17 protein-coding genes and 5 pseudogenes are annotated in these 19,066 nt (G+C 59.1%); 16 read left to right on the top strand and 6 right to left on the bottom strand.

What is annotated here, in order from left to right; all coding sequences use genetic code 11:
• Positions 1–283: 283 nt before the first annotated feature.
• The 4 genes and pseudogenes from AC0L3C_RS20400 to AC0L3C_RS20385 all read left to right on the top strand — a co-directional run.
• A pseudogene (locus AC0L3C_RS20400) lies at positions 284–415 on the top strand (helix-turn-helix domain-containing protein); the annotation flags it as partial.
• Entirely contained in the window at positions 416–895 is a 480-nt protein-coding gene (locus AC0L3C_RS20395; RefSeq protein WP_473292093.1) for a LysR family transcriptional regulator, read from the top strand.
• A gap of 61 nt (positions 896–956) precedes the next feature.
• Positions 957–1,406, top strand: a complete 450-nt coding sequence (locus AC0L3C_RS20390; protein WP_473408811.1) for a hypothetical protein — start codon at positions 957–959, stop codon at positions 1,404–1,406.
• 241 nt (positions 1,407–1,647) lie between these two features.
• Positions 1,648–1,869, top strand: a complete 222-nt coding sequence (locus AC0L3C_RS20385) for an SMEK domain-containing protein (RefSeq protein WP_456766219.1) — start codon at positions 1,648–1,650, stop codon at positions 1,867–1,869.
• Here AC0L3C_RS20385 and AC0L3C_RS20380 read toward each other — a convergent pair.
• Positions 1,864–2,196 (bottom strand): hypothetical protein, encoded by a 333-nt coding sequence (locus AC0L3C_RS20380; protein WP_317245357.1) that lies wholly within the window; start codon positions 2,194–2,196, stop codon positions 1,864–1,866. The two genes, AC0L3C_RS20385 and AC0L3C_RS20380, sit on opposite strands and share 6 nt — an antisense overlap.
• A 1,482-nt stretch (positions 2,197–3,678) precedes the next feature.
• Between AC0L3C_RS20380 and AC0L3C_RS20375 the strand changes: the two genes are divergently transcribed.
• Together AC0L3C_RS20375 and dctA are read left to right on the top strand one after the other, a co-directional pair.
• A complete protein-coding gene (locus AC0L3C_RS20375; protein ID WP_473408810.1) occupies positions 3,679–4,890 on the top strand; it encodes a TlpA disulfide reductase family protein in 1,212 nt (403 codons plus the stop codon).
• 538 nt (positions 4,891–5,428) lie between these two features.
• Positions 5,429–6,724, top strand: coding sequence for a C4-dicarboxylate transporter DctA (dctA, locus tag AC0L3C_RS20370; RefSeq protein WP_317246483.1), 1,296 nt, complete (start codon positions 5,429–5,431; stop codon positions 6,722–6,724).
• Positions 6,725–7,222: 498 nt separating this feature from the next.
• Here the strand turns inward: dctA and AC0L3C_RS20365 are convergent.
• Positions 7,223–7,500: pseudogene (locus AC0L3C_RS20365) on the bottom strand (IS256 family transposase); the annotation flags it as partial.
• 232 nt (positions 7,501–7,732) lie between these two features.
• Between AC0L3C_RS20365 and AC0L3C_RS20360 the strand changes: the two are divergent.
• A pseudogene (locus AC0L3C_RS20360) lies at positions 7,733–8,944 on the top strand (IS110 family RNA-guided transposase).
• A 958-nt stretch (positions 8,945–9,902) separates the two neighbouring features.
• Positions 9,903–11,123: pseudogene (locus AC0L3C_RS20355) on the top strand (tyrosine-type recombinase/integrase); the annotation flags it as partial.
• Here AC0L3C_RS20355 and AC0L3C_RS20350 read toward each other — a convergent pair.
• Positions 11,112–11,306 (bottom strand): annotated as a pseudogene (locus tag AC0L3C_RS20350) (recombinase family protein); the annotation flags it as partial. The pseudogenes AC0L3C_RS20355 and AC0L3C_RS20350 sit on opposite strands and share 12 nt — an antisense overlap.
• Positions 11,307–11,850: 544 nt before the next feature.
• On the opposite strand from AC0L3C_RS20350, the gene AC0L3C_RS20345 reads away from it, so the two are divergent.
• The 4 genes from AC0L3C_RS20345 (at position 11,851) to AC0L3C_RS20330 (ending at position 15,382) form a co-directional block, all read left to right on the top strand.
• On the top strand, positions 11,851–12,153 hold the full coding sequence (locus AC0L3C_RS20345; protein WP_317245359.1) for a hypothetical protein: 303 nt from the start codon (positions 11,851–11,853) through the stop codon (positions 12,151–12,153).
• The gene (locus AC0L3C_RS20340) at positions 12,150–12,599 is read left to right on the top strand and encodes a type II toxin-antitoxin system VapC family toxin (protein ID WP_317245360.1); all 450 of its coding nucleotides are present in this window, start codon (positions 12,150–12,152) and stop codon (positions 12,597–12,599) included. Before AC0L3C_RS20345 ends, AC0L3C_RS20340 begins: the two co-directional genes overlap by 4 nt.
• The gene (locus AC0L3C_RS20335; protein WP_473292012.1) at positions 12,596–13,051 is read left to right on the top strand and encodes a hypothetical protein; all 456 of its coding nucleotides are present in this window, start codon (positions 12,596–12,598) and stop codon (positions 13,049–13,051) included. Before AC0L3C_RS20340 ends, AC0L3C_RS20335 begins: the two co-directional genes overlap by 4 nt.
• Before the next feature lie 1,806 nt (positions 13,052–14,857).
• Positions 14,858–15,382, top strand: a complete 525-nt coding sequence (locus tag AC0L3C_RS20330) for a DUF3037 domain-containing protein (protein ID WP_473408809.1) — start codon at positions 14,858–14,860, stop codon at positions 15,380–15,382.
• A gap of 487 nt (positions 15,383–15,869) precedes the next feature.
• Here the strand turns inward: AC0L3C_RS20330 and AC0L3C_RS20325 are convergent, their stop codons facing one another.
• Positions 15,870–16,271: a hypothetical protein gene (locus AC0L3C_RS20325; protein ID WP_438743000.1), complete on the bottom strand. Its 402-nt coding sequence runs from the start codon at positions 16,269–16,271 to the stop codon at positions 15,870–15,872.
• Between the two features lie 54 nt (positions 16,272–16,325).
• Between AC0L3C_RS20325 and AC0L3C_RS20320 the strand changes: the two genes are divergently transcribed.
• The gene (locus AC0L3C_RS20320; protein ID WP_473408808.1) at positions 16,326–16,544 is read left to right on the top strand and encodes a hypothetical protein; all 219 of its coding nucleotides are present in this window, start codon (positions 16,326–16,328) and stop codon (positions 16,542–16,544) included.
• A gap of 107 nt (positions 16,545–16,651) precedes the next feature.
• On the opposite strand, the gene AC0L3C_RS20315 is transcribed toward AC0L3C_RS20320, so the two are convergent.
• A complete protein-coding gene (locus AC0L3C_RS20315; protein ID WP_438742998.1) occupies positions 16,652–16,855 on the bottom strand; it encodes a hypothetical protein in 204 nt (67 codons plus the stop codon).
• Positions 16,856–16,990: 135 nt separating this feature from the next.
• On the opposite strand from AC0L3C_RS20315, the gene AC0L3C_RS20310 reads away from it, so the two are divergent.
• Entirely contained in the window at positions 16,991–17,296 is a 306-nt protein-coding gene (locus AC0L3C_RS20310) for a hypothetical protein (RefSeq protein WP_473255606.1), read from the top strand.
• On the opposite strand, the gene AC0L3C_RS20305 is transcribed toward AC0L3C_RS20310, so the two are convergent.
• The gene (locus AC0L3C_RS20305; protein ID WP_473408807.1) at positions 17,278–17,883 is read right to left on the bottom strand and encodes a methyltransferase domain-containing protein; all 606 of its coding nucleotides are present in this window, start codon (positions 17,881–17,883) and stop codon (positions 17,278–17,280) included. The genes AC0L3C_RS20310 and AC0L3C_RS20305 overlap by 19 nt on opposite strands.
• Before the next feature lie 156 nt (positions 17,884–18,039).
• Between AC0L3C_RS20305 and AC0L3C_RS20300 the strand changes: the two genes are divergently transcribed.
• Both AC0L3C_RS20300 and AC0L3C_RS20295 read left to right on the top strand, forming a co-directional pair.
• On the top strand, positions 18,040–18,684 hold the full coding sequence (locus AC0L3C_RS20300) for a hypothetical protein (RefSeq protein WP_438742997.1): 645 nt from the start codon (positions 18,040–18,042) through the stop codon (positions 18,682–18,684).
• A gap of 28 nt (positions 18,685–18,712) precedes the next feature.
• Positions 18,713–19,039 (top strand): hypothetical protein, encoded by a 327-nt coding sequence (locus AC0L3C_RS20295; RefSeq protein ID WP_473408806.1) that lies wholly within the window; start codon positions 18,713–18,715, stop codon positions 19,037–19,039.
• The last annotated feature ends 27 nt before the right edge of the window (positions 19,040–19,066 follow it).

Below are 19,066 nucleotides of genomic sequence, written 5' to 3'. Positions count from 1 at the left end.
CCGCATGGCAGCCTAACCCCGGCAGAGGCTCCACCTATCGACGCGGAAACTCTGTTCAGACAACCGGGACCAGCTCAAGGCTCCCAACGGACGCATCATCATCGCGTGGACAATTATGCCATCATGGACGAGCGGGGAATCCCAGCAAGCAGCAGGTTTGCCAATTGATCCGCCCCGTCGGGGCCATCGGAATAGTATCGCGGACGAGGAGGCGCTGAAGCAGTGCAAGCAAGGCTCCTTTCAAGAGAACTCTTAGTCAGAGGCACCCCCCGTAGGGTTCGACGTGCCAGTGGAATTTCGAGCTCTGCGCTGGGCGATCGTCGCATCCCAGCATCGCAGCCTTCGCCAGGCGGCAGAGACACTCAGAATCAAGCAGCCGACGCTTAGTCGCTCTCTTCGAAATCTCGAGCACGCCTTGGGCAGCAAGATCTTCCAGCGCACGAACGGCGGCACGCAACCAACCATTGAGGGTGAGGAATTCATCGAGGATGCCCGGCGCATCGTAGGCGCAACTGACGCAATGACCGCTCGCCTCAAGATCCGCTCGCGTGGCGAGAGTGGTCGGTTGATCATCGGCATTCACACCTCCCTCTCAGCTGGCAATCTCCGGGCCACTCTCCTCGAGCATCGGCAGCGCTTTCCCCATGTCGAGAGACAATTGGTCGACGGAGCGAGCGACCATCTGATCTCGGATCTCGCCAGTTCCGCTATTGACGTCGCCTTCGCGGCCGAGTCCGCTCCAAGATGGAGCGGCAAGTCATTGTTGCTCTGGAGCGAACGCGTCGTCGCCGCCCTCCCCGCGAACCATCCGCTGACATGTCATGATGTGGTTCACTGGGGTAAACTGAGGCGCGAACCGCTTTTGATTCGCCGACGAGCTGCCAAAATGGCGTGATGATCCCAAGCGGCCGATCGAAACCGCCGAGACATCGCTGACGTCCCGGCTCTGCGCTCATATGAATAGCGCAACGAGGAAGTCTGGTGGATGGGATTTTCTCCAGTTTCATATCGAGGAGCCTGACGAAATCGTCGGTAGGCGAAAGGTCGACTTGGTTCCGGCCCCCAGCGCAGCGACGATCTGGATCGAAGGCCGCGAGTACTTGCAGTATTCGTCTCTCGTTCCTATCGAATGCAAGCGCCTGCCCATCCCCGCCAGCGCAACCCGCGATGACCGCGAGTACCTTTATAGCGCTCATTCCTCGACTGGTGGCGTTCAACGTTTCAAAGCTGCCCATCACGGTGCCGCTCACGCGATCGGCGCCATGATTGGATACATCCAGTCTCGTGAATTGACTTCTGGGACGCAGATTCGCGCCTGGCTTCAGGGGTTGGTCGCAACTCCGGTCGATGGGTGGAGTCTGAATGATGAGCTCCGCATCACTAAGCGCGATACGGCGGCAAGGTGAGCGCTGCTGGAATCTATGCACCAGCGAAACGGAGGCCTTCCAGATATACAACTTCATCACCTCTGGATCGACATGGCTGCCCCCGTCAGAGGGCACGACGCACTCGGCACAGCCTGCCCTGTCGAGCTGACCGCATGACATTGCTTTCCCTCTTCCCTGTCGTCCATCGCGATCCGAGCCTGAGAGCGCTAAGCGCTCATATTGATTCACGACGAAGCTGAGATCGAGAGCGGGACTACACATGCTCACACGGGGGTATTTCATTGGCGAGATCGTAGACGCCCTGAGCGACGTTGCGGGCCAGGTCTCGACCCGCGGTCGCCTTGGCCTAACCGACCTCAACAAGCACGCGGAGGACTTCTTCAAGACGATCCTCAACCATCTTCTTTCGATCTCGCTCGTCAATCTCAGCACCGATCGCAGCAATGAACCGGGACTTGTGGTGGTGGCTTCTCGCTCATGATCCCATCACCCGGCCGGAGCCTCGACATCGGGCGGGTTCATATAGGCTCGGAAACCGGCCAGATCCTCGTCGCTCGGATTCTCGGCCTCGGGAATGCACCGGATGGTCTCGGCGATGTCGCGACGCGTGACGTAGCTGATGATCGCGCCACCATTGCTCAGCTTCGTACTCCATCGAGCCGCACCAGCGGTTGGGACGGGCAAGGCCCGGCGCGAACGCAATGGGCTTCTTGTTGCCCTTCTTGCTCACCTCGTGCTTCGCGAGCGCCACCCGGATGAACTCAAGCGTGGTGAAGCCCATCTCCGTCCGCAGCAGGTCGATGCGCATCTGCTCGACAAGTTCGGGCCGCTCCTGGGCATCTCGCAATTGGGGCGCGCAGTTCGCGATCGTACTGGCGATATCCCAAGTCTCGGTCGAGATGGGCAGCCTTGAGATCGATTCCCGAATTCTCGGCGAGCTTGATAACCTCTTCGCAGCGCTGACGCCACGTCCGCAATAACGTAGGCGGCATAGATCCACATCGGCGAGAGCGCGCCCAACAGCGCGATCTTCCCACGCGGAGGTTCCCGATGAGTGAGTGGTCGCACCGGGACAGATACGTTTCAACGGCGCGGCACGCGACCCGTTGTAAGTCCTGTCGCACGTTGGGGTTGTATGCCGGACCTCGGCGAGGCGCGGTGTATTCGGTCGCGCGCATGAGCCGGTGCGCTTAGTATGACGCGCATCACTCCCACAGGAACAACGCCGGTGCGTCCCGTTCGCGCGATCACGGCGCGAGCGCGCCATCTAGATTGCGCCTGCGCCTGTTTCTGGGCCGGCAACTTTGTCGATTTCAAGCAAGGGTGCAGGCACCATCCGCGAAATCGCTCGTCTGCGGCGACCTGACTGTCTAGAGGGGCACGCGACTACGAGAGGTCTGGCGCGGTGAAGTCCGCCGTTTCTTTCGTTCGGTACGCCAGACTGCGACACAGGATGTCCCCGCGGTTGACGCGGCATGCGGTTCTTCGTCCCGTTTGTCATGCGGCATAGCAGGGCCGTTTCGACCGGACATCCCGACCACGCGAGCAAGTGCGGGCGATGTGCAGTCGCAGAGAGAAGCAAGCTGGAGTATGCAGATTAGCAGCGAGCGCCGGAAAACACCGAGCTCAAGTCGGAATGAAGCTGAGGTGGACGCGCAGCTGAGCCCAAGCGAAGCTCAGCGGACCAGAAAGATAACGATTCAACTTTCAGACAGCATTTTCCAGCGACTTGAAGCCGCGACTGACCGCCCGGGGATGCGCGAGAGGGTCGTCGCCCAGGCGGCTCTTGTGCGCTTCCTAGATCGGGCCGCCTAGGGATGCTTTTGTTTACACCGCCATCGATCGGAATGAGCAGGTGCTCAACTTCTGCATTTCGGGTGGGCTTTCCTCGTCCAGTACGGGACGGGGTGAATCTCGAGCAATGGCCGGCAAAGGAAGGACACTATCCCTCAATCCCCCTTGGCTAAAGAGTTAAATTGGAAGTCTCAGATTGCACTCAAGCGCAAGTCGACGGTCCAAAGCAGGTCAGTTCACGTCGCGATCCCGAGCGCCGAAATGGTCATCCTGGAAGCCGATCAGGACGTGGAGTGGTGAACTCGACCTTGCGCTGCCTGACTTCCCGCCTCTCCGACCGACTGATTGCCTGAGAAGCTCCAAGCAGCTGGTCGGATATGCGACATGCGTCGCAAGCACGACAGGAATGATACAAAAAAAGCGTAATTGCAATGAGCGCTGGCTGGCATGCGACTTGCTATTTTCTCCGCAGAGCCAGGTAAAGCGAATTTGAGCAATGACCAGTCTGACTGAGAGCGCAAGTCAAGTCGGTGCGGCGAACCTGCTGAGCGTCGGTTCGCGGGCCCCCTCGATCAAAGTGGAGAACTGGCTACGCGGCCAGCCCGTTAGAAAGTTCGAACGTGGGAAAGTATATATCCTCGAATTTTGGGCGACGTGGTGCGGGCCATGTATCGCCTCGATGCTAAATCTGGTGGTCCTGCAAGATAAGTACAGGAACAACGGAGTTGAGGTGGTGGGCATCGCGGCTCACGAACTAGCTTCGACGGAAAATGAAGCGCGAGCCAGCTTGGACGCCTGGTTGACAAAGAGCTTGTCAAATCTGAACTACGCGATTGCATTCGACTACGCCGGCGAAATGAACAAGCTTTGGCTGGATCCAAGCTTTTCTGTCGGGATTCCCACGTCATTCGTCGTTGACCGTGACCGCCGCATCGCCTTTATTGGCCATCCGACGCAGCTCGATCATGCCTTCCCCAAAGTTCTGAACGGATCCTGGGCAATGAGCGATGACGCCAAAGCGCTGGATGCGGAAAGCATAAACACGGGCCGACGCAGAAAGCGTGAACTATCGCAGAAGAGAGCTCTGGTGGAGCCGATCCTTGCCAGACTTGAGCCCGCCATGAAGAGAAAGGATTGGCCGGCAGCCCTTTCAGCTATCGAGGAGGCCCTCGCGGCGATGCCGGACGAGGTCACCTTCCGTGGGCTTCACGCGGAATTGTTGCTTCACAAGATACGCGACCTGGGGGCTGGCCTACCGGTGTTGCGCCAATTAGTTCGCGCCGCGATCGAGAAGAAGTCCGTGGTTTGGATGAGCGTCGCGATTCGCGAACTGTTCGACCCCGCGAAAGACTACTCCGATTTTCCACATGCGGAGCGGTTTGCCATGGGCAAGGAGCTCTCCGAACACATCCTGGCTGCGAATCCGCCCCGAGGCAGCGAGGGCGCGAAGTTCCTGTCGTACGGGGCGGTCGCTCAGTACTATTACGAGACCGGTAAGAGGGACCGCGCGGTCGAATTGGTCGAGCTGGCGCTGAAGTGGCTGGATGCAGCGCCTGCCGCGGATCTAGCGAAACGGGACGTCGTGCAGTGCTCTGTCCAGGCGTTGGCGAGCTACAGGCGTGAGAAGCTCTCTCAGGAGTGCTGTTCAGGCCCGCAAAACACGGCTCTCGAAAAACCGGAACCGAGATCGCCAAGGGAGGCAGCGTGAGCAATGCTGCTTGGCATGTCTTTTCGGCCTCGTGGTTTTGCGATCGAAATCGAAGCCTCTTGGGAATGTCGGGGCATTCACATGAAGTGAGGACAGGAGGCGCGAGCCGGTGAACGCAGGCGAGGCCGCACCACCATGAGTTCTTATGGCGAGTGTTTCCTCAAGGTTGGTCGCTTCGACGCTACAGCGGCGAGAGTGCCTGCTAAAGTGAAGAGTGGTCGGCGGCTGCTAAGATTGGCGTCTAGAAGATGCTGGATGGCATCTTCGAATAAAGAAAAAGATAGAAATGGGTGGTGACGCTGATGCTTTCCAGCTCTCAAGGAAGCTTTCTCAACGTTCTATCGCTGCTCTCGGAAGCGGTTCAGAACTTCGTTCCGCGTGGACGGCAAGCCGATTCGGGAGAGGCGCCAGTCCGTGGCTCTGGACTGTGCTGTTCGGAGCCGTCAGATTCCCCTGCGCCCGCCCGTGAAGGAACACTGAGCGAAGTTGTACCTTCATTGAGCGCCCTCTTTGCGAGCACGGCGCCGGGGCGAGCATGATGTACAATCAGCGCCAGCGCCGCTCTGTCAAACCGGCCGCCCTGTTCCGGCAATCTGGGCCCTGGTACAAAGTTCTTTATGTCCAGGTGCTCATAGCGATCCTGATTGGCATTCTCGTTGGCTGGCTATGGCCCGCTGTCGGGACGAGTAGCTGGGTCAAAGCGCTTGGTGATGGCTTCATCAAGCTGATCAAGATGGTGATCGCGCCGATCATCTTCTGCACTGTTGTGTCCGGAATTTCGCATGTTCAGGATGCACGAAAGGTCGGCCGAGTCGGCGTCAAGGCGCTACTTTATTTCGAGATCGTGTCAACCTTCGCGCTCATCCTGGGTCTTTTGATGGGCAATCTCGCTCAGGTCGGTCGTGGGCTCGCTCCCAAGGGGGATGCCGCGGCCGTAGCCACCTATGTCAAGACGGCGGAAGCGCAGAAGACGGTCGATTTCCTCCTCAATATCATTCCGGATAGTGTAGTTGGCGCCTTGGCCCGAGGTGACGTGCTCCAGGTGCTACTGTTTGCGGTCCTATTCGGGTTCTCGCTGATGGCGCTTGGGGAGGGGGGTGAGCGGATGCGCGGTCTGGTTGACGATGCCGCACAAGCGGTGTTTGGAGTCATTAGGATCGTAATGAAGGCAGCGCCAATCGGAGCGTTCGGCGCCATGGCCTACACTATCGGCGAATTCGGACCGTCCGCGCTCGGTAAACTCCTCGGATTGGTTGCCCTGTTTTATGTGACAGCCGGGCTCTTCGTGATCATTGTGCTTGGCCTGATCGCGCGCTTGGTAGGCTTTTCTATTCTAAAGTTCATCAGGTACATCAAGGATGAGCTGCTGATCGTGCTCGGAACATCGTCGTCCGAAAGCGCGCTGCCGCAGTTGATGGAAAAACTGGAACGGCTCGGCTGTTCGAAGGCGGTCGTTGGCCTGGTGGTGCCGACAGGATATTCTTTCAATTTGGACGGGACGAACATTTACATGACGTTGGCGACCTTGTTCATCGCGCAAGCGCTCGGGATCGATCTCAATTTCGGCCAGCAGCTCACGATACTCATTGTGGCGATGCTCACCTCGAAAGGCGCAAGCGGTGTTACCGGTGCCGGCTTTGTCACCCTGGCCGCGACCTTGACTGTGGTCAGTCCTGAACTTGTCCCTGGCATTGCGATCGTATTCTCGATCGATAAGTTCATGAGCGAGGTGCGTGCGCTGACCAACGTCATCGGGAACGGTATTGCCGCGGTGTTTGTGTCCTGGTGGGAAGGCGAACTCGATAATGTTTCGCTACACGCGCAGTTAAAATAAATGTGCGAGCTCAGCCTAAATCGCTGACGAATGCCGCGGGCCAACAAAGCCGTACCGTTCAATCCCGATTGGGAGCAGGCGACCATCCGGTTGAGACATTTGTTTTATTCGAAAGTGCCACACAGATCAATGATTCCCCTTAAGCTGTCGATTTCGAAGCGAGCCGGCTTGACGTTCCCTTATGAGCATCATTTAGATCACGCATGATTCAGGCGTAGTAGCCAGGATCGCCCGATCGGGGTGATGGTCATTCATGGCGAACTCTCGTGACTAAAACCCCAGGATCAGGCCGCGGGATAACCCTGTAGCGAAGATCACAGTCCATCAGTTTACGAACTACGACATCGGTTCCGATCACATGGTTAGGTCGAGACGTTGCAGCGCGCGTGGGCTATCGTTGTCATCAAAGCAAACGTCCTTGAGAACACCGCTGTAGAGGTCGACAACGCTGTGCTTGGGAGAGAGCTATCGCCAAATTTCGGTGACGGCCTGAGCCGGTTAGGCGGCGGCGGTTGTGGGCTGACGGTCGGTGACTTGTCGATGACCTCGATCCCGTCGTTGAATGTCACACCGAGAACGGGTTCTGAGAACTGATTATGACCGTCGAGGCGGCGCCAGCTTCTCTGTGCGCCCGCGACCAGTTTGAAGACCATCGCAAGCGCGGTCTTGTTGGCTAGGCAGCCCTTCGATCGGATGGTGCGGTGGCACATAGTGGAGAAGGTACTTTCGATGGGGTTGGTAACCGGTATGAGAGTTTCTCGGTGCCGATGTTCCGCTGCGATATTCAGGATCGTAGCGTATGGTGCGACCATCGGGACAGAGGCACCGGGAGCACGAAAGGTGCGGGCAGGCCGATGCATTCGATGAGCCGCGAGCTCGAGTTAGTAGCTGGCCGCCTCTGCGACTCGCCCGGTTGCGCTGAGAGCGCGAATCCGTAGTTGTCGTGTCGCCCGTAGCTCCCGTTCTGTGTCTGATTGGCAGGAGATGCGAATGCGACGGGTGATTGGCATCGACGTCCACCGAACTTTCGGGGAGGTGGTGGTTTGGGAGGATGACAGGCTCCGACATGCGGGCCGCATTGATATGACGCGGACTGCATTGGAAGGATTTGGCAAGACCCTGCCAGTGATGAGGTGGTGGTCGAAGCGACCGGCAACAGCATGGCGGTATCCCGGGTTCTGGCTCCGTTCGTGGCACGGGTGATTATCGCCAATCCGCTGCACGTGAAGGCGATCGCCCAGGCTCACGTCAAGACCGACAAGATTGATGCCGGCACGCTCGCCAGTCTGCAGGCGGCCGGGTACCTGCCGCAGATCTGGACGCCTGACGCGGAGACGGAACGCAAGCGTCGGCTGGTGGCGCGGCGCTACCAGGTCGTGCGGCATCGCACGCGGCTCAAAAACGAGGTCCCATTCGATCCTGCACGCGCACCTGATCCCGAAGTGCCCGCATGCCGATCTTTTCAACGGCCGCGGCCGGACGTGGTTGGCCGCCCAACCGTTGCCGGACGATGAGCGCGCAGCGATCGATCGGCACGTGCGTGAGCTTGACCGGCTGGCGGAAGATCTGGCCCTGCTCGACCGCGAGATCGCGCAGGACGCCATAGACGATTCCGCGGTCAACAGATTGATGGCGATCACCGGCGTCAACTTGGCGGTCGCTGCCGGCATCATGGCGGCGATCGGCGACATAAGCCGGTTCAACAGCCCGCAGAAGCTGGTGAGCTATTTTGGGCTGAACCCGCGGGTGCGGCAATCCGGACTGGGCGCCGCTCATCACGGCCGCATCAGCAAGATCGGCCGCAGTCACGCGCGCGCCATGCTGGTCGAGGCGGCCTGGGCAGCGGCCAAGGCGCCCGGTCCGCTGCATGCGTTTTTCGTGCGCATCCGAGCCCGGCGCGGCCATCAGATCGCCGCGGTGGCCGTGGCCCGGAAGCTCACCGTGCTTTGCTGGCATTTGTTGACGAAGCGCGAGGATTACCTGTGGGCGCGCCCGGCACTGGTCGCCATCAAGACCCGCGCGATGCAGCTTCAAGCCGGACATCCGCAACAGAAAGGCAGCCGACGTGGGCCAGCGTATGCCTACAACATCAAGGCATTGCGCGACCGCGAGATGTTGATTGCCGCACAGGCGGAGCAAAGCTACGAGCGCTTGGTGACGCAATGGAAACCACGGCCAAAAACCGGCGCGCGGGCGCCTCAGGTCGGCAAGACAAAATAGGGCAGCCTGGTGGCGCTTGCAGCCGATGCGCCACGCTTCGCCACGAGGTCGCCCGCGCCCGCCGAGGGTAATCCCGTCTGACCGCAAGTGCCAGCCAGGAATGTATTCCCGTTCCACGCCAGCATGCCGCCGTGCTCGGGCCGGTCAAGGCCAAGCCTTGCGGTGGCCGCAAACGCGGCCAGCCTTGACCGCCCCTGCGCGCGGGGGCTCGAGATCGATGGCCGGGACGGAAGAATGACCCGCGGCGCAGCCGAACAAAAGAATGGACGTAGCGATGTCTGCAATCGTCATCTCGGTCATGAACAAATCGCTTGTCCATCTCATCCGTCGTGCGTAGGTGTTTCCAATGCTCGGCCAGGAGGTCGTAGAAAGCCAGCAGCGTGTCCCCATCCTTGCGCAGGCAGTCGGCGGTTTCCTGCAGCGGACGAACCGATTGGCCGATCAAGGCCGAGCTCCTCGGGCGTCTCTGTGAGCATTATGCGGCTAAGGGGCCTTAGTGGTTTTGTCGCACTTGGCCAGATAGTCACGCACTGCATCTGTTCGATAGAGTGGCCGGCCATCGACGTAGCGCCATTTCAGCGGTTGGTTCGGGTCGCGCCGGCTCGAGTGCACCGGGCGTGCGCCGGATAACCGTGGCCGCCTCTAATGCGGTCAAGTTGGAGCTGCCCGGCAGCTTATCGATGTTGAATGTCGCGGGCGGCGGCATGCGATGGCGCTTCGTGGCGCGCGGCATTTTCCTACTACCTGGGGATCCAAATGCCTCGATTTAAGTCTTTTCTTCCTTGCTGCCCATGGCCTCGGCCCCGAACCGTGATCGGTCTGAGGCAATAAGATCGTAGGCATCCCCAGCAAGAACCACAATCCGTAGACCCTAGCTAACCAATTCCAGCCATAGTTGAGATCGAGGGCTGATCGCCCTTCTTGCGTGGCACACCGGCACAGAGAGAGGGAAGGAAGCATGACGGAGCCGGCTAACCAGCTGACACTTACCGATGCGGTGATCCGCAACGCAACTCTGCCGCCGGGCAAGGCGCAGCATTATCTCCACGACGACAAGCTGCCCGGCCTCGCTTTGCGCATGCGCGCCACCGGCGGCCGGACCTGGGTCTACCTCTTCACCAAGCCCGGGGTGAGGGGGACCCAGCGCGACCCTCGGCGCGTGGCCCAAATATAATGAGAAAGCCGCGCTGCAAGGCCGCCACCATCGCGGCAGGCGAGGTCGTCAAGGGCTTGGACCCAAACGACGCCAAGCGCGAGGCGAGGCGAGGCGGCAACAGGCAGCCGAGAAGCAGCGCACCACGCTCGCGACCCTCATTGTTGAAGATGGTCCCTAACAGACGTCCCTGGCCGAACGTCAAGTGGTCAATTGGAAGCCAGCAATGTCGGCGCTGCGGCGCGGGCTCAAGGATCACGCCGAAGGCGGTGTGGGGGACCTAACGCGACGCCAGATCATGGCTGCGGTCGACAAGATGCCAAGACCGTCAAGCGCGGTGCAGCTAGGGACTTGCGCAAGCACGTGCATACCTTCCTCGAATGGAGCGTCGGTGAGGGCTATGTCGAGCACAACGTACTCGCTGGCTATCGCGCTCCCAAGGAACCGCGCGCGCAAAGGGTCGGACGCCGAACGAAGGGTCGCGCGCTGGCCGATGAGGAAATCATCACGGTCTGGGATGCATCCGGCAAGCTCGGGGCTTTCGGTCTCCTGGCACGCATGTGCCTGCTCGGTGGTCCGCGCCGTAGCGAGCCAACCATGATCGAGTGGCGAAAGCACATCATGGATGGCCGTATCACGTTCGATGCGGCATGGACAAAGATGGGGCTGCACCACGATGTGCCGCGCACTCACCTGGTTGACGAGGTGCTCACGGCCGCGAAACATTTCCAGCGGGCAACCTCGGACTATGTCTTCCCGTCACCAAAGACCGGCGGCCAGATGTCCGGGTTCACCAAGATGGTCGACCGCCTTATCAAGGAAGCGAGCGTCGCCAAGTTCACCATGCATGACCTAAGGCGCAGCTTGCGCACCATCATGTCACGCTGTGGTTACGACAACGAAATTCAGCGGCTGTGTGTTGGGCAAAAACCAAGCGGAATCGATCAGGTCTACAATCATGACGGACAGTGGATCATCCGCAAGATGGCGTTCGAAGCGGCTCACGACTACATTGCGCAGCTGGTCACTGATCAGCTCTTGAATACCGGCGCGCAAGAGCGACGCGCCGGAGATCGCCCGGTCGGTACAGCTGTCAACGACAGTCCAGCCTTGTTTCTCGGCATGCAGGCGGCAGAGCCGCAACTGATCCTCCATCGAGGCGTCTCGTTGATTGTCCGATGAGTAGCGGGCATAGCGCGCGACCTTCATGAGGCGACCTCCTTACTCCGAGAGGCGGTCTCGCGTCCGGCTGTCTGCTTCGGCTTGAACGAAGTCCCGCGCGGCCTGTGGCGCCAGCAGTCGGACCAGATTGGCCGAGGCGTGGATCGGGCTTCGATGACGCAAGCACAGGCGGTTCGTGGGACGCATCGGCGACCACACGAAGCTTTTCGGCTGTTGTACGTCTCGGTCGCGCCACGATCGCGTCCTTGTCCTCGTGCGGAACACTCCGCTTCGTGACAATGATGCCAACTGATAGCGCGTTGGCAAGATAGAAAGATCTTGTAAATCAATGACTTGAATGGAAACGGAGCGAATGCTGGAGGGTGGCAGCGTAGCGGCGAGGCACGGGTCGACCGTCCGTCGTAGCGATCATATTTTGTGATCGCCTCCCTTGAAAGGGGGACGTCTTGCTATGATGGCACTCCCCAGCACCTTGGAGAGGCCGTCTTTGCCGGCACCGATAACAATTCCACCAGCCTTGCACTCCAAGGAAAACGTGGCTATATATCTGGATATAGCACGGAGGCAGGCGATGAGCAACAGTGCGCAGAAGAGAGCCCTCGAAAATTATCGGTCTCGTCTGACTGAGCGCGGCATCGCGCGGTTCGAGATCCAGGCGCTCGACGCCGACCGCGATCTACTCCGATCCCTTGCCCGGAAATTGACGGAGGAAGGTCCGGAAGCCGGGCAGCTTCGCCGCACCATACAGCAGGCAGTGGCGGGCGAGCCTGCGAAAGCGGGCGGGATTCTCGCCGCTTTGCGTCGCTCACCTCTGGTTGGCGCGGATCTCGACCTCGGCCGGCCGCGAGAAGAGGGACGTAAGGTCGATCTGTGACCCGCTATCTCCTTGACACAAATATCATCAGCAACGTCATAAAGCCGGAGCCGTCGGGCTCGCTGCTGGCTTGGATGGGCGCGCAGAAGGACAACGACCTCTTCATTGCTTCGCTTACCGTCGCCGAAATCTGTCGAGGTATCTTGGAGAAGCCGAAGGGCAAGAAGCGGAGCAGCCTTGAAACTTGGTTCGCCGGCCCCGAAGGCCCGCAAGCCCTGTTCGCCGGCCGCGTCCTATCGTTCGACGAGAAAGCTGGCCTCGTCTGGGCGCGGCTGATGGTCAATGGCAAAGCCAAAGGCCGTTCGCGAAGCGTCCTAGACACAATCATTGCCGCCGTAGCCGAAGCTAACGACTGCGTTGTCGTGACCGACAATGAAAAGGACTTCGAGGGCGTTCAGATCATCAACCCGCTCCGTAGCTTTGGAGGCCAGGAGGCAGGCAGGTGACGATAGCTCGAACGGTCCGGCCGATTCATTTCAAGGATTTCGGCGGCAGCGAGTTCGAGCGCCTTGTGTTCGCCTACCACCTTTGCGACGGCTGGACTGATCTTGCTTGGTTCGGCCAGACGGGAAGCGACCAAGGGCGCGACATCATCGGTGCACGTCCGTTCGACGACCAACCGGGCGAGCGCACAGTGATTCAATGCGTCAATCGAGGCAGCCTGACCCAAGCGAAGGCTGAGAAGGATATGACGGCAGCGGTCAACGCCGCGACGGGCAAACCTGACGCTTTCAAGTTGTATGCCGCAGCTGTATCTCGGCCCAGCGTCGCGACGAGGTTCGCTCGGCAGCCGCGAAACTGGGCTGGTGATCTGGTCCGGCGCGGAGTTCGAGGAGCATCTGCGGCTTCGAGCCGAATTTCTCCTACGGCGCCTAGTCGAGGGCGTTCCATTTCCTGATAGCGAGGTCGAGCTGCGCAGTTTCGTCGATAAGTTGCAGGACGTCGATGACGACTAGGCCCTGTCGATGTTCGTCCGCGCCTTCGATCAACCGGCGTTTCGGATGCCGTTTCAACAAGAGAGCAATCTCCGCGCATTCCAACAGGCCATCGACGACACAATCCGGGTGCTCAGCACGGGGATATGGCAAACGCGAGAGGGTGCCGAATCCACCGACTTCCCTCGCTTCACCACATCCGCGATGCCGGCATCCGCAGCGCCCTGGAACTAACGGTCCGTGAACTGGATCAGCTCCGACGCCGGTTCAAGGCGCTACTTTCCTCTGGCGAAATCCGGCCTTTCTGCTGCGGCGATCCCGCTTGCCCAACCTTCATGCTTACCGACGCGGCGGCTCGTGAAATGGACCGAGCGCCTAGGCATTCAGGCGAGCCAGCTTTGCCTCGTCGATAACACGCTGAACGCGCTGGAGCAGGAGGTCATGCGCCATCAGTTCGATGACGGCCCTCGCGACCTTGAGATCAACCCGCACCATGTCGCGCCTCGAACTCCGCTAGCTGTTTGTCGAGATCATCTAGGCCTGACGCCGTGCCGGCCGGCTGTATGATTGATCCTTCCGCTCTTGTCGATCATGACGGAGCCGATCTGCATGCCGGCCGCCGTTGCCGCCACGATCGCTCGCTTGACGTCGTTCTTTCTGAACGTGCTCGGGGCGCGAGGCATCAAAAGTCCCTTTCCGCTGCATTTGCTCGGAACATGCCTGCGGAGGCGCGGGCAGTCATAGGAATTCTTCGGGGGCGAACTTTTACCTACAGTTAGAGATGGGACTTAAGGCGCTTCCAGACCGAGTCCTCGCCAAGCCCAAATTGGCCTGCAACGATGGAGCAGGCGCTGGTAGGACCTCCCTTGGCTCGCACCGCCGCCCCACGTGTCGCCTTAAGGCTGAAGGGCGGTTTACAGAGCGCGTCCACAAGGGCGACAATGGCGGTATCGCGGAAGAGATAGGTCTGCTGGCTATCACCGGCTTTTGCGGCGCGGGGGCGCAATCGAAATCTGAGCGGCGTGCTTCGTCAGCAGCTCGCCTGCTTTCCATCTCTCGCCAGAGCTCCAGCAAAGCGTCCTGGGCGAGCCCATCGCCCTCCATGGCGGCCGTCATCATTACAAGGCGGTGGTCGACGTGAGCCGCTGCGAAACGCTTCATTTGCTCTTTCGCAAAGCGCCGTCCGCCGCCTTCACTCGCGAAGCCGATGCTCACGCCGAAAATGTCGACCTTGTTCGATCGAGCCCACGCAAGCCAGTCCACGACGTGTTGGACTGCCTGTTCTTCATCAATCGTTGCCGGCAGGGTCATCGGTTATCCCTTATTGGGAAGTGCCGCCGGTTCGTCACCGGCGGGCAGAGCTTTATGCGAGGCGAGCGACGGTCTCCGCAAGCGGCTTGCCCAGGATCGTCACACCCCAATTCTTGTTGCCGGAGTGGCTCTCCGTGCCAACATAGGCACATAGGACACGTGCCAACACGGCCGCACCGGCCAAGGACGCGCCATCCCGGGCCTTGACCCGCTAATTCTTCTCAACTCTGCCACGCGAGTGTGGTTTAAGACTGTCGTTGCCCCATTCAGACAAGACGTGGCATCTGCCGCGGAAACAGTTGATCGTCTGGCGCAGCTACCGGTCGCCGAAATTGAGGCCATATTAACCTCGATACCGCTGGATTGGCTGTCACCAGCCGACCGAGACGGAATCGTTGTCTGATGGCGAGATGGTGGTCGTGACGCGCGGGCTAAGTTGCTTTTGCAGGCCTTGAAAAATGGCACATACATTTGACTTTGCCGTTCTCCGCCTCGTCCCGGATATCGCGCGCGGCGAGAGTGTCAACTTGGGTGTGGTCGTATTTCGAGATGGCGAGATAGACGTTCGCCTGGGGGAACTTCTCACCCGAGCCCGTATGCTGTTTCCAGAGATCACCGACACTGATCTTGAAAGCGCGGTGGGAATTCTAAGCCGCTTGGGTAGTGTTGCCCTCTCGTCTCGGGAGCGACACAGCGCGCTCTCAAGCGTTGGAGCATTCACCCTTGGGGATCTCGGATCGTTTACCGTCAATGACGAAAAGCCCGAAAGCTACCAATCCCAAATAGACATGCTGTTGGCAACGTTCGTTGTTGCACCGCGCTCGGCGATTGTAAGAGCAAAAGGCCCGTCACGCTTGGCAACGGAAGTTCGAAAGTTTTCCGCAACGAGAAGGTGCTCGCCGCTATCGGCGACGTTGGAGCCATCTCTGAGCATAAGATCGCTCCGGAATGGCCCATACCGAGCCGCCCAGCATTCGAGCTGATTTGGCGCTCCGCAATAGTGTGATGCGCGTCTGTGAACTGGTCGACCTCGACTTGATCGAGGATGGACCGCCCCTCCGGCACTCTTCGAGGGGGTTATAACACTCGACGTCGCGCAGCAGGAAATACAGGCAGAGCAGCGAGTTTTCGCATACCGGGCAAAGGGACCCAAGGCGAGAATCGATGAGGCCTTGGCGATCGCTCGCATGCATGCTTCGGAGATCGTCGACTGGAATAAACCTGATCAGCGCGAAGGTTTTATCCATCAGTGGGTGATGGCAGCCCGCTAGTTCATAGCTCGCTAACCTGCTGGTGCTCTTAACCAGTTCGGGCTGATATTTCGTCAGCTCAGCGTGGTAAGGTCCGAAGCATGTCCGACAAGGGAAAAGCAATCGTCGAGATCAATCGACAGCTGGCGGCTGGTAGATGGCCGGTTGCTATGCTGGAGTTGCTGAAGGTGCTAGAAAAGCGAGAGCGAGAGTTCGGCTTCTAAGATTGTCCGCGCTTTCGACCCTTCAAAGGGATCACATTCCCAGGTCCCATTTGTCGACCCACAAACGGCGGATCCGGCTGCTCGGTGAAGTGTGGATCAAAAGCTATCCAGTCCTCCTCACGATAGCCGTAAACCCCATCCCACCAGCCTTCAGACAACTCTGCAGATACCCAAGGGATCTGCTCAGCTTCTTTCCCCTCATCCTCATTGCCGCGTTTCAGCGGAAGGGCGGTGGCCGGACTTGTCCACATGATGCCGCCTGAGGGCAGCTCCAGGTATTCGCAATAAGGAACGTCGGTGCACTCGTCGACCGCCTCGGCGAGCTCCTCTAAGTCGGCGGCGGAGAAGAAACCGACGATATCCTGATTCTTTATTAGGCGGACGAGGTAGGCTGGCATGGATCTCAGATCCTTTCTACAGAACGATTTTCTTTTTGACCTTTGGTCTCTTAGATGACGGACGAGCCTTCTCCTCCCGACGGCGCTTTTCAAGCTGTGCTCGCGCACCTGTTGGTATTCGCGAAGTCCGTCGTGAAATTCGCGGCTGCCGGCAGCCTTCTGCGTGCTTTGTCCGATCATTTCGGACGCTATGAGCTGCAGCGCTCCGCAAAACATTGTGTGTTCAGCTGCCATCCTATCGAAAGTACCGTCTTCGTGCCAACGATCGAGTGAGTCTTGATCGAGGGCGCCTTCTCGAGCTTTGCTAAACCATTCGCGGCCTCGTCCTCGATCCGGAGATCATTCACAATGACCTCCTGCGGCCAATAGCCGTGGACCTCCTAAAACTTTGCAGAAGTACTGAGCGCCATCTGCATCTGTCTCATGAGCTCGTAAGGCTTTCCTGCGCCCCGGATGATACGAAGCATGTTGGCAGCACAATCTCGGATCGCCCACGAAAATTCGTCGCGGGAAAACTGCTGATCCTGCTTACGATCGCTCTCTTCCCTGCCCGGCCCGTCGCCGTCGATAACCTTGAATGACACTTATACCTCCCGCCACCCGGTAGGGGACTAGACTGCACCCTCACGGCCACACCGCCAAGCTCATATTGTTGCGCTGCCTCTTGCGCTATCGCCCTGGTTGCGCTTAGCTCAAGGAAAGGCTGGGGGGAACTACTCATGGCAATGACAATCCACGATGCAAAAATCGCGATCGGGATGTTGGCCCGCGGAGATAATCAACACGACGTAGCAGCTTGGTTCGGAGAAAACCAAGCGCGCATTGTCGAGGCATCTCAAGGAAAGTTCGGCACGAACGAAGCGGCGCCAGCTGCCGAATTGCCACCTAAAGGTCCACCCGGCATCAAGGGGCGCCGCCTGCACGCCTTTGTCGAAAAGGCAATAAAAGCACTTGAGGCGAGCGATAATGCTTCCGCTCTCCAGAGCCTGAAAGACGGTATGGATCGCTACGATCGATCAGAATAGTCGCTGTCGCGCTCAAGAGCCTTGCGGCAAGGTGGGATCCAGACGAGCGCCGGATTTTCAGGCTGCATTTCTTTCGACCAGACAAGCCATGCGTAGCCGGTTGCGGTGGAAGCCAACCGGTCCACTCTGCCCTTAATCATCGGCACGCGTTCCGAGAATTGCGCAAATCTGCAGGGCGGATGTTGGACAAAGAGATTACGATAGCGGCCGACGCTCTCGATGAATACCGTCCTTGCAAGGATCGCTACCCCCTTCCTTGCCACGATTAGCGACCGCAGGACGAACTCCTCCGCAAGCCGAAACGGTGGATTTGTTATGACCCAATCTACTGCGTTCGCTTCATATGGGACCGCTAAATAGTCCCGCACCGCCCCGAACCCATAGGCATGAATGTCCGAGGCTAATACCTGCCCGAAGCTTTCAGCCAACGGTCGCGCCATGTAGCCAACTCCGCACGCGGGCTCCAAAACAGACTGCTGGTTAAAGGGCCCGAAGTCTTTCAGCACCTGAGCAAGGAGTGCCCGCGTTGCCCACGGCGGGGTCGGAAAATCGTCCCGACTATCTGAGGCTTCGGTACGCTGCGCCATGACAGCGTGAGATCTGTTCTGTGCCATCACATGACCATACGCGATTTGTGGAGGAAGGGAATCCCCCGATTTGAGCCCCGGGTCAAGCCGACGCACTGCGGCTTGCGTTCGCGCTCCGGTTGCGATTGAATTCGGGCCGGTGATGGGGGAATCAGAATGAGGTCGATAATTGCAGCCGGCGTGATGGCACTCTTGCTATTGGCTAGTTCGGCGCCGACGGCTGAAGCTCAGTTCGAACTGTTGGCATTCGCCGTCTGCAAGAAGATCCCGGGCGACGCAGACAGATTGAAGTGCTTCGATGCCATCGGGAAAAAAGGCGAGGATGAAGACTCAAGCACCGAGCCCACTCCGGTCAGAGGTAAGTGGACGTTCCGAGAGAGCAAATCCCCGATCGATGACAGCGATCAGCTCGTCGCAATGCTCCAGGGCGAAGCCGGTGAATCGTTGCTGATCCTCAGATGCTGGGAGAACAAATCGGAGGCCGTCTTTATCCCGCCCGATCTCGTTATTTCTGGCACCGCAAACCGCTACGACCTTCTAATCCGGATCAACGGAGATTCACCCGCAAGTGTGGCTGGTGTCGGCAGCACGAACGGAAGGGCGATTTTTATTCCCGGCGCTCGAGACTTTATGAATTTGCTCCCGGACCAAGGCAAGCTGTTCATCAGAGCAACTGGCTTTCAAGGCAGATTCAGCGACGGCACTTTCCTCTTGAATGATGTCACAGCCGCACGGAATCGGATCGCAGTGACCTGCCGCTGGACGACATCTAAGTCGAGCTCAATGAAGCCGAGTAAATGAGCTTGTTGACGCATTTTGGGGCGACATCATGAAAGCATGGCTATCTGTTCTGGCTGCGATCGTTGCGCTGATCATCGGCGCACAATTCATATCGATCTTTGTCATTCAACCGATCGGCGCCCTTCCGGAAGGCCGCACGGTCATTTTGATGCGCAAACCCTGGACCAGCGCAAAAGGGCTGGCATTCATCGATAGCCCAGACGCGTTCTGCGCACGAAACAGCGGAGGTGTTACGCTGCTGTGCCGCGGCATCACAGCAGGAGCGATAGCGAAGAACGCGACAATTCTGGCTCGAGTTCCTTACTCAGCGACACTTTATGGCATTAGCACTGGCGGCCGGACCTACGAGCGGTAAGGGTTCGTCCGGTACCCGTCCATCTTG

The sequence above is a fragment of the Bradyrhizobium sp. WSM4872 genome (genome assembly GCF_055811715.1).
The sequence above is the reverse complement of the archived record's forward strand: the minus strand, read 5'-3'. Positions and strand labels throughout refer to the sequence as shown.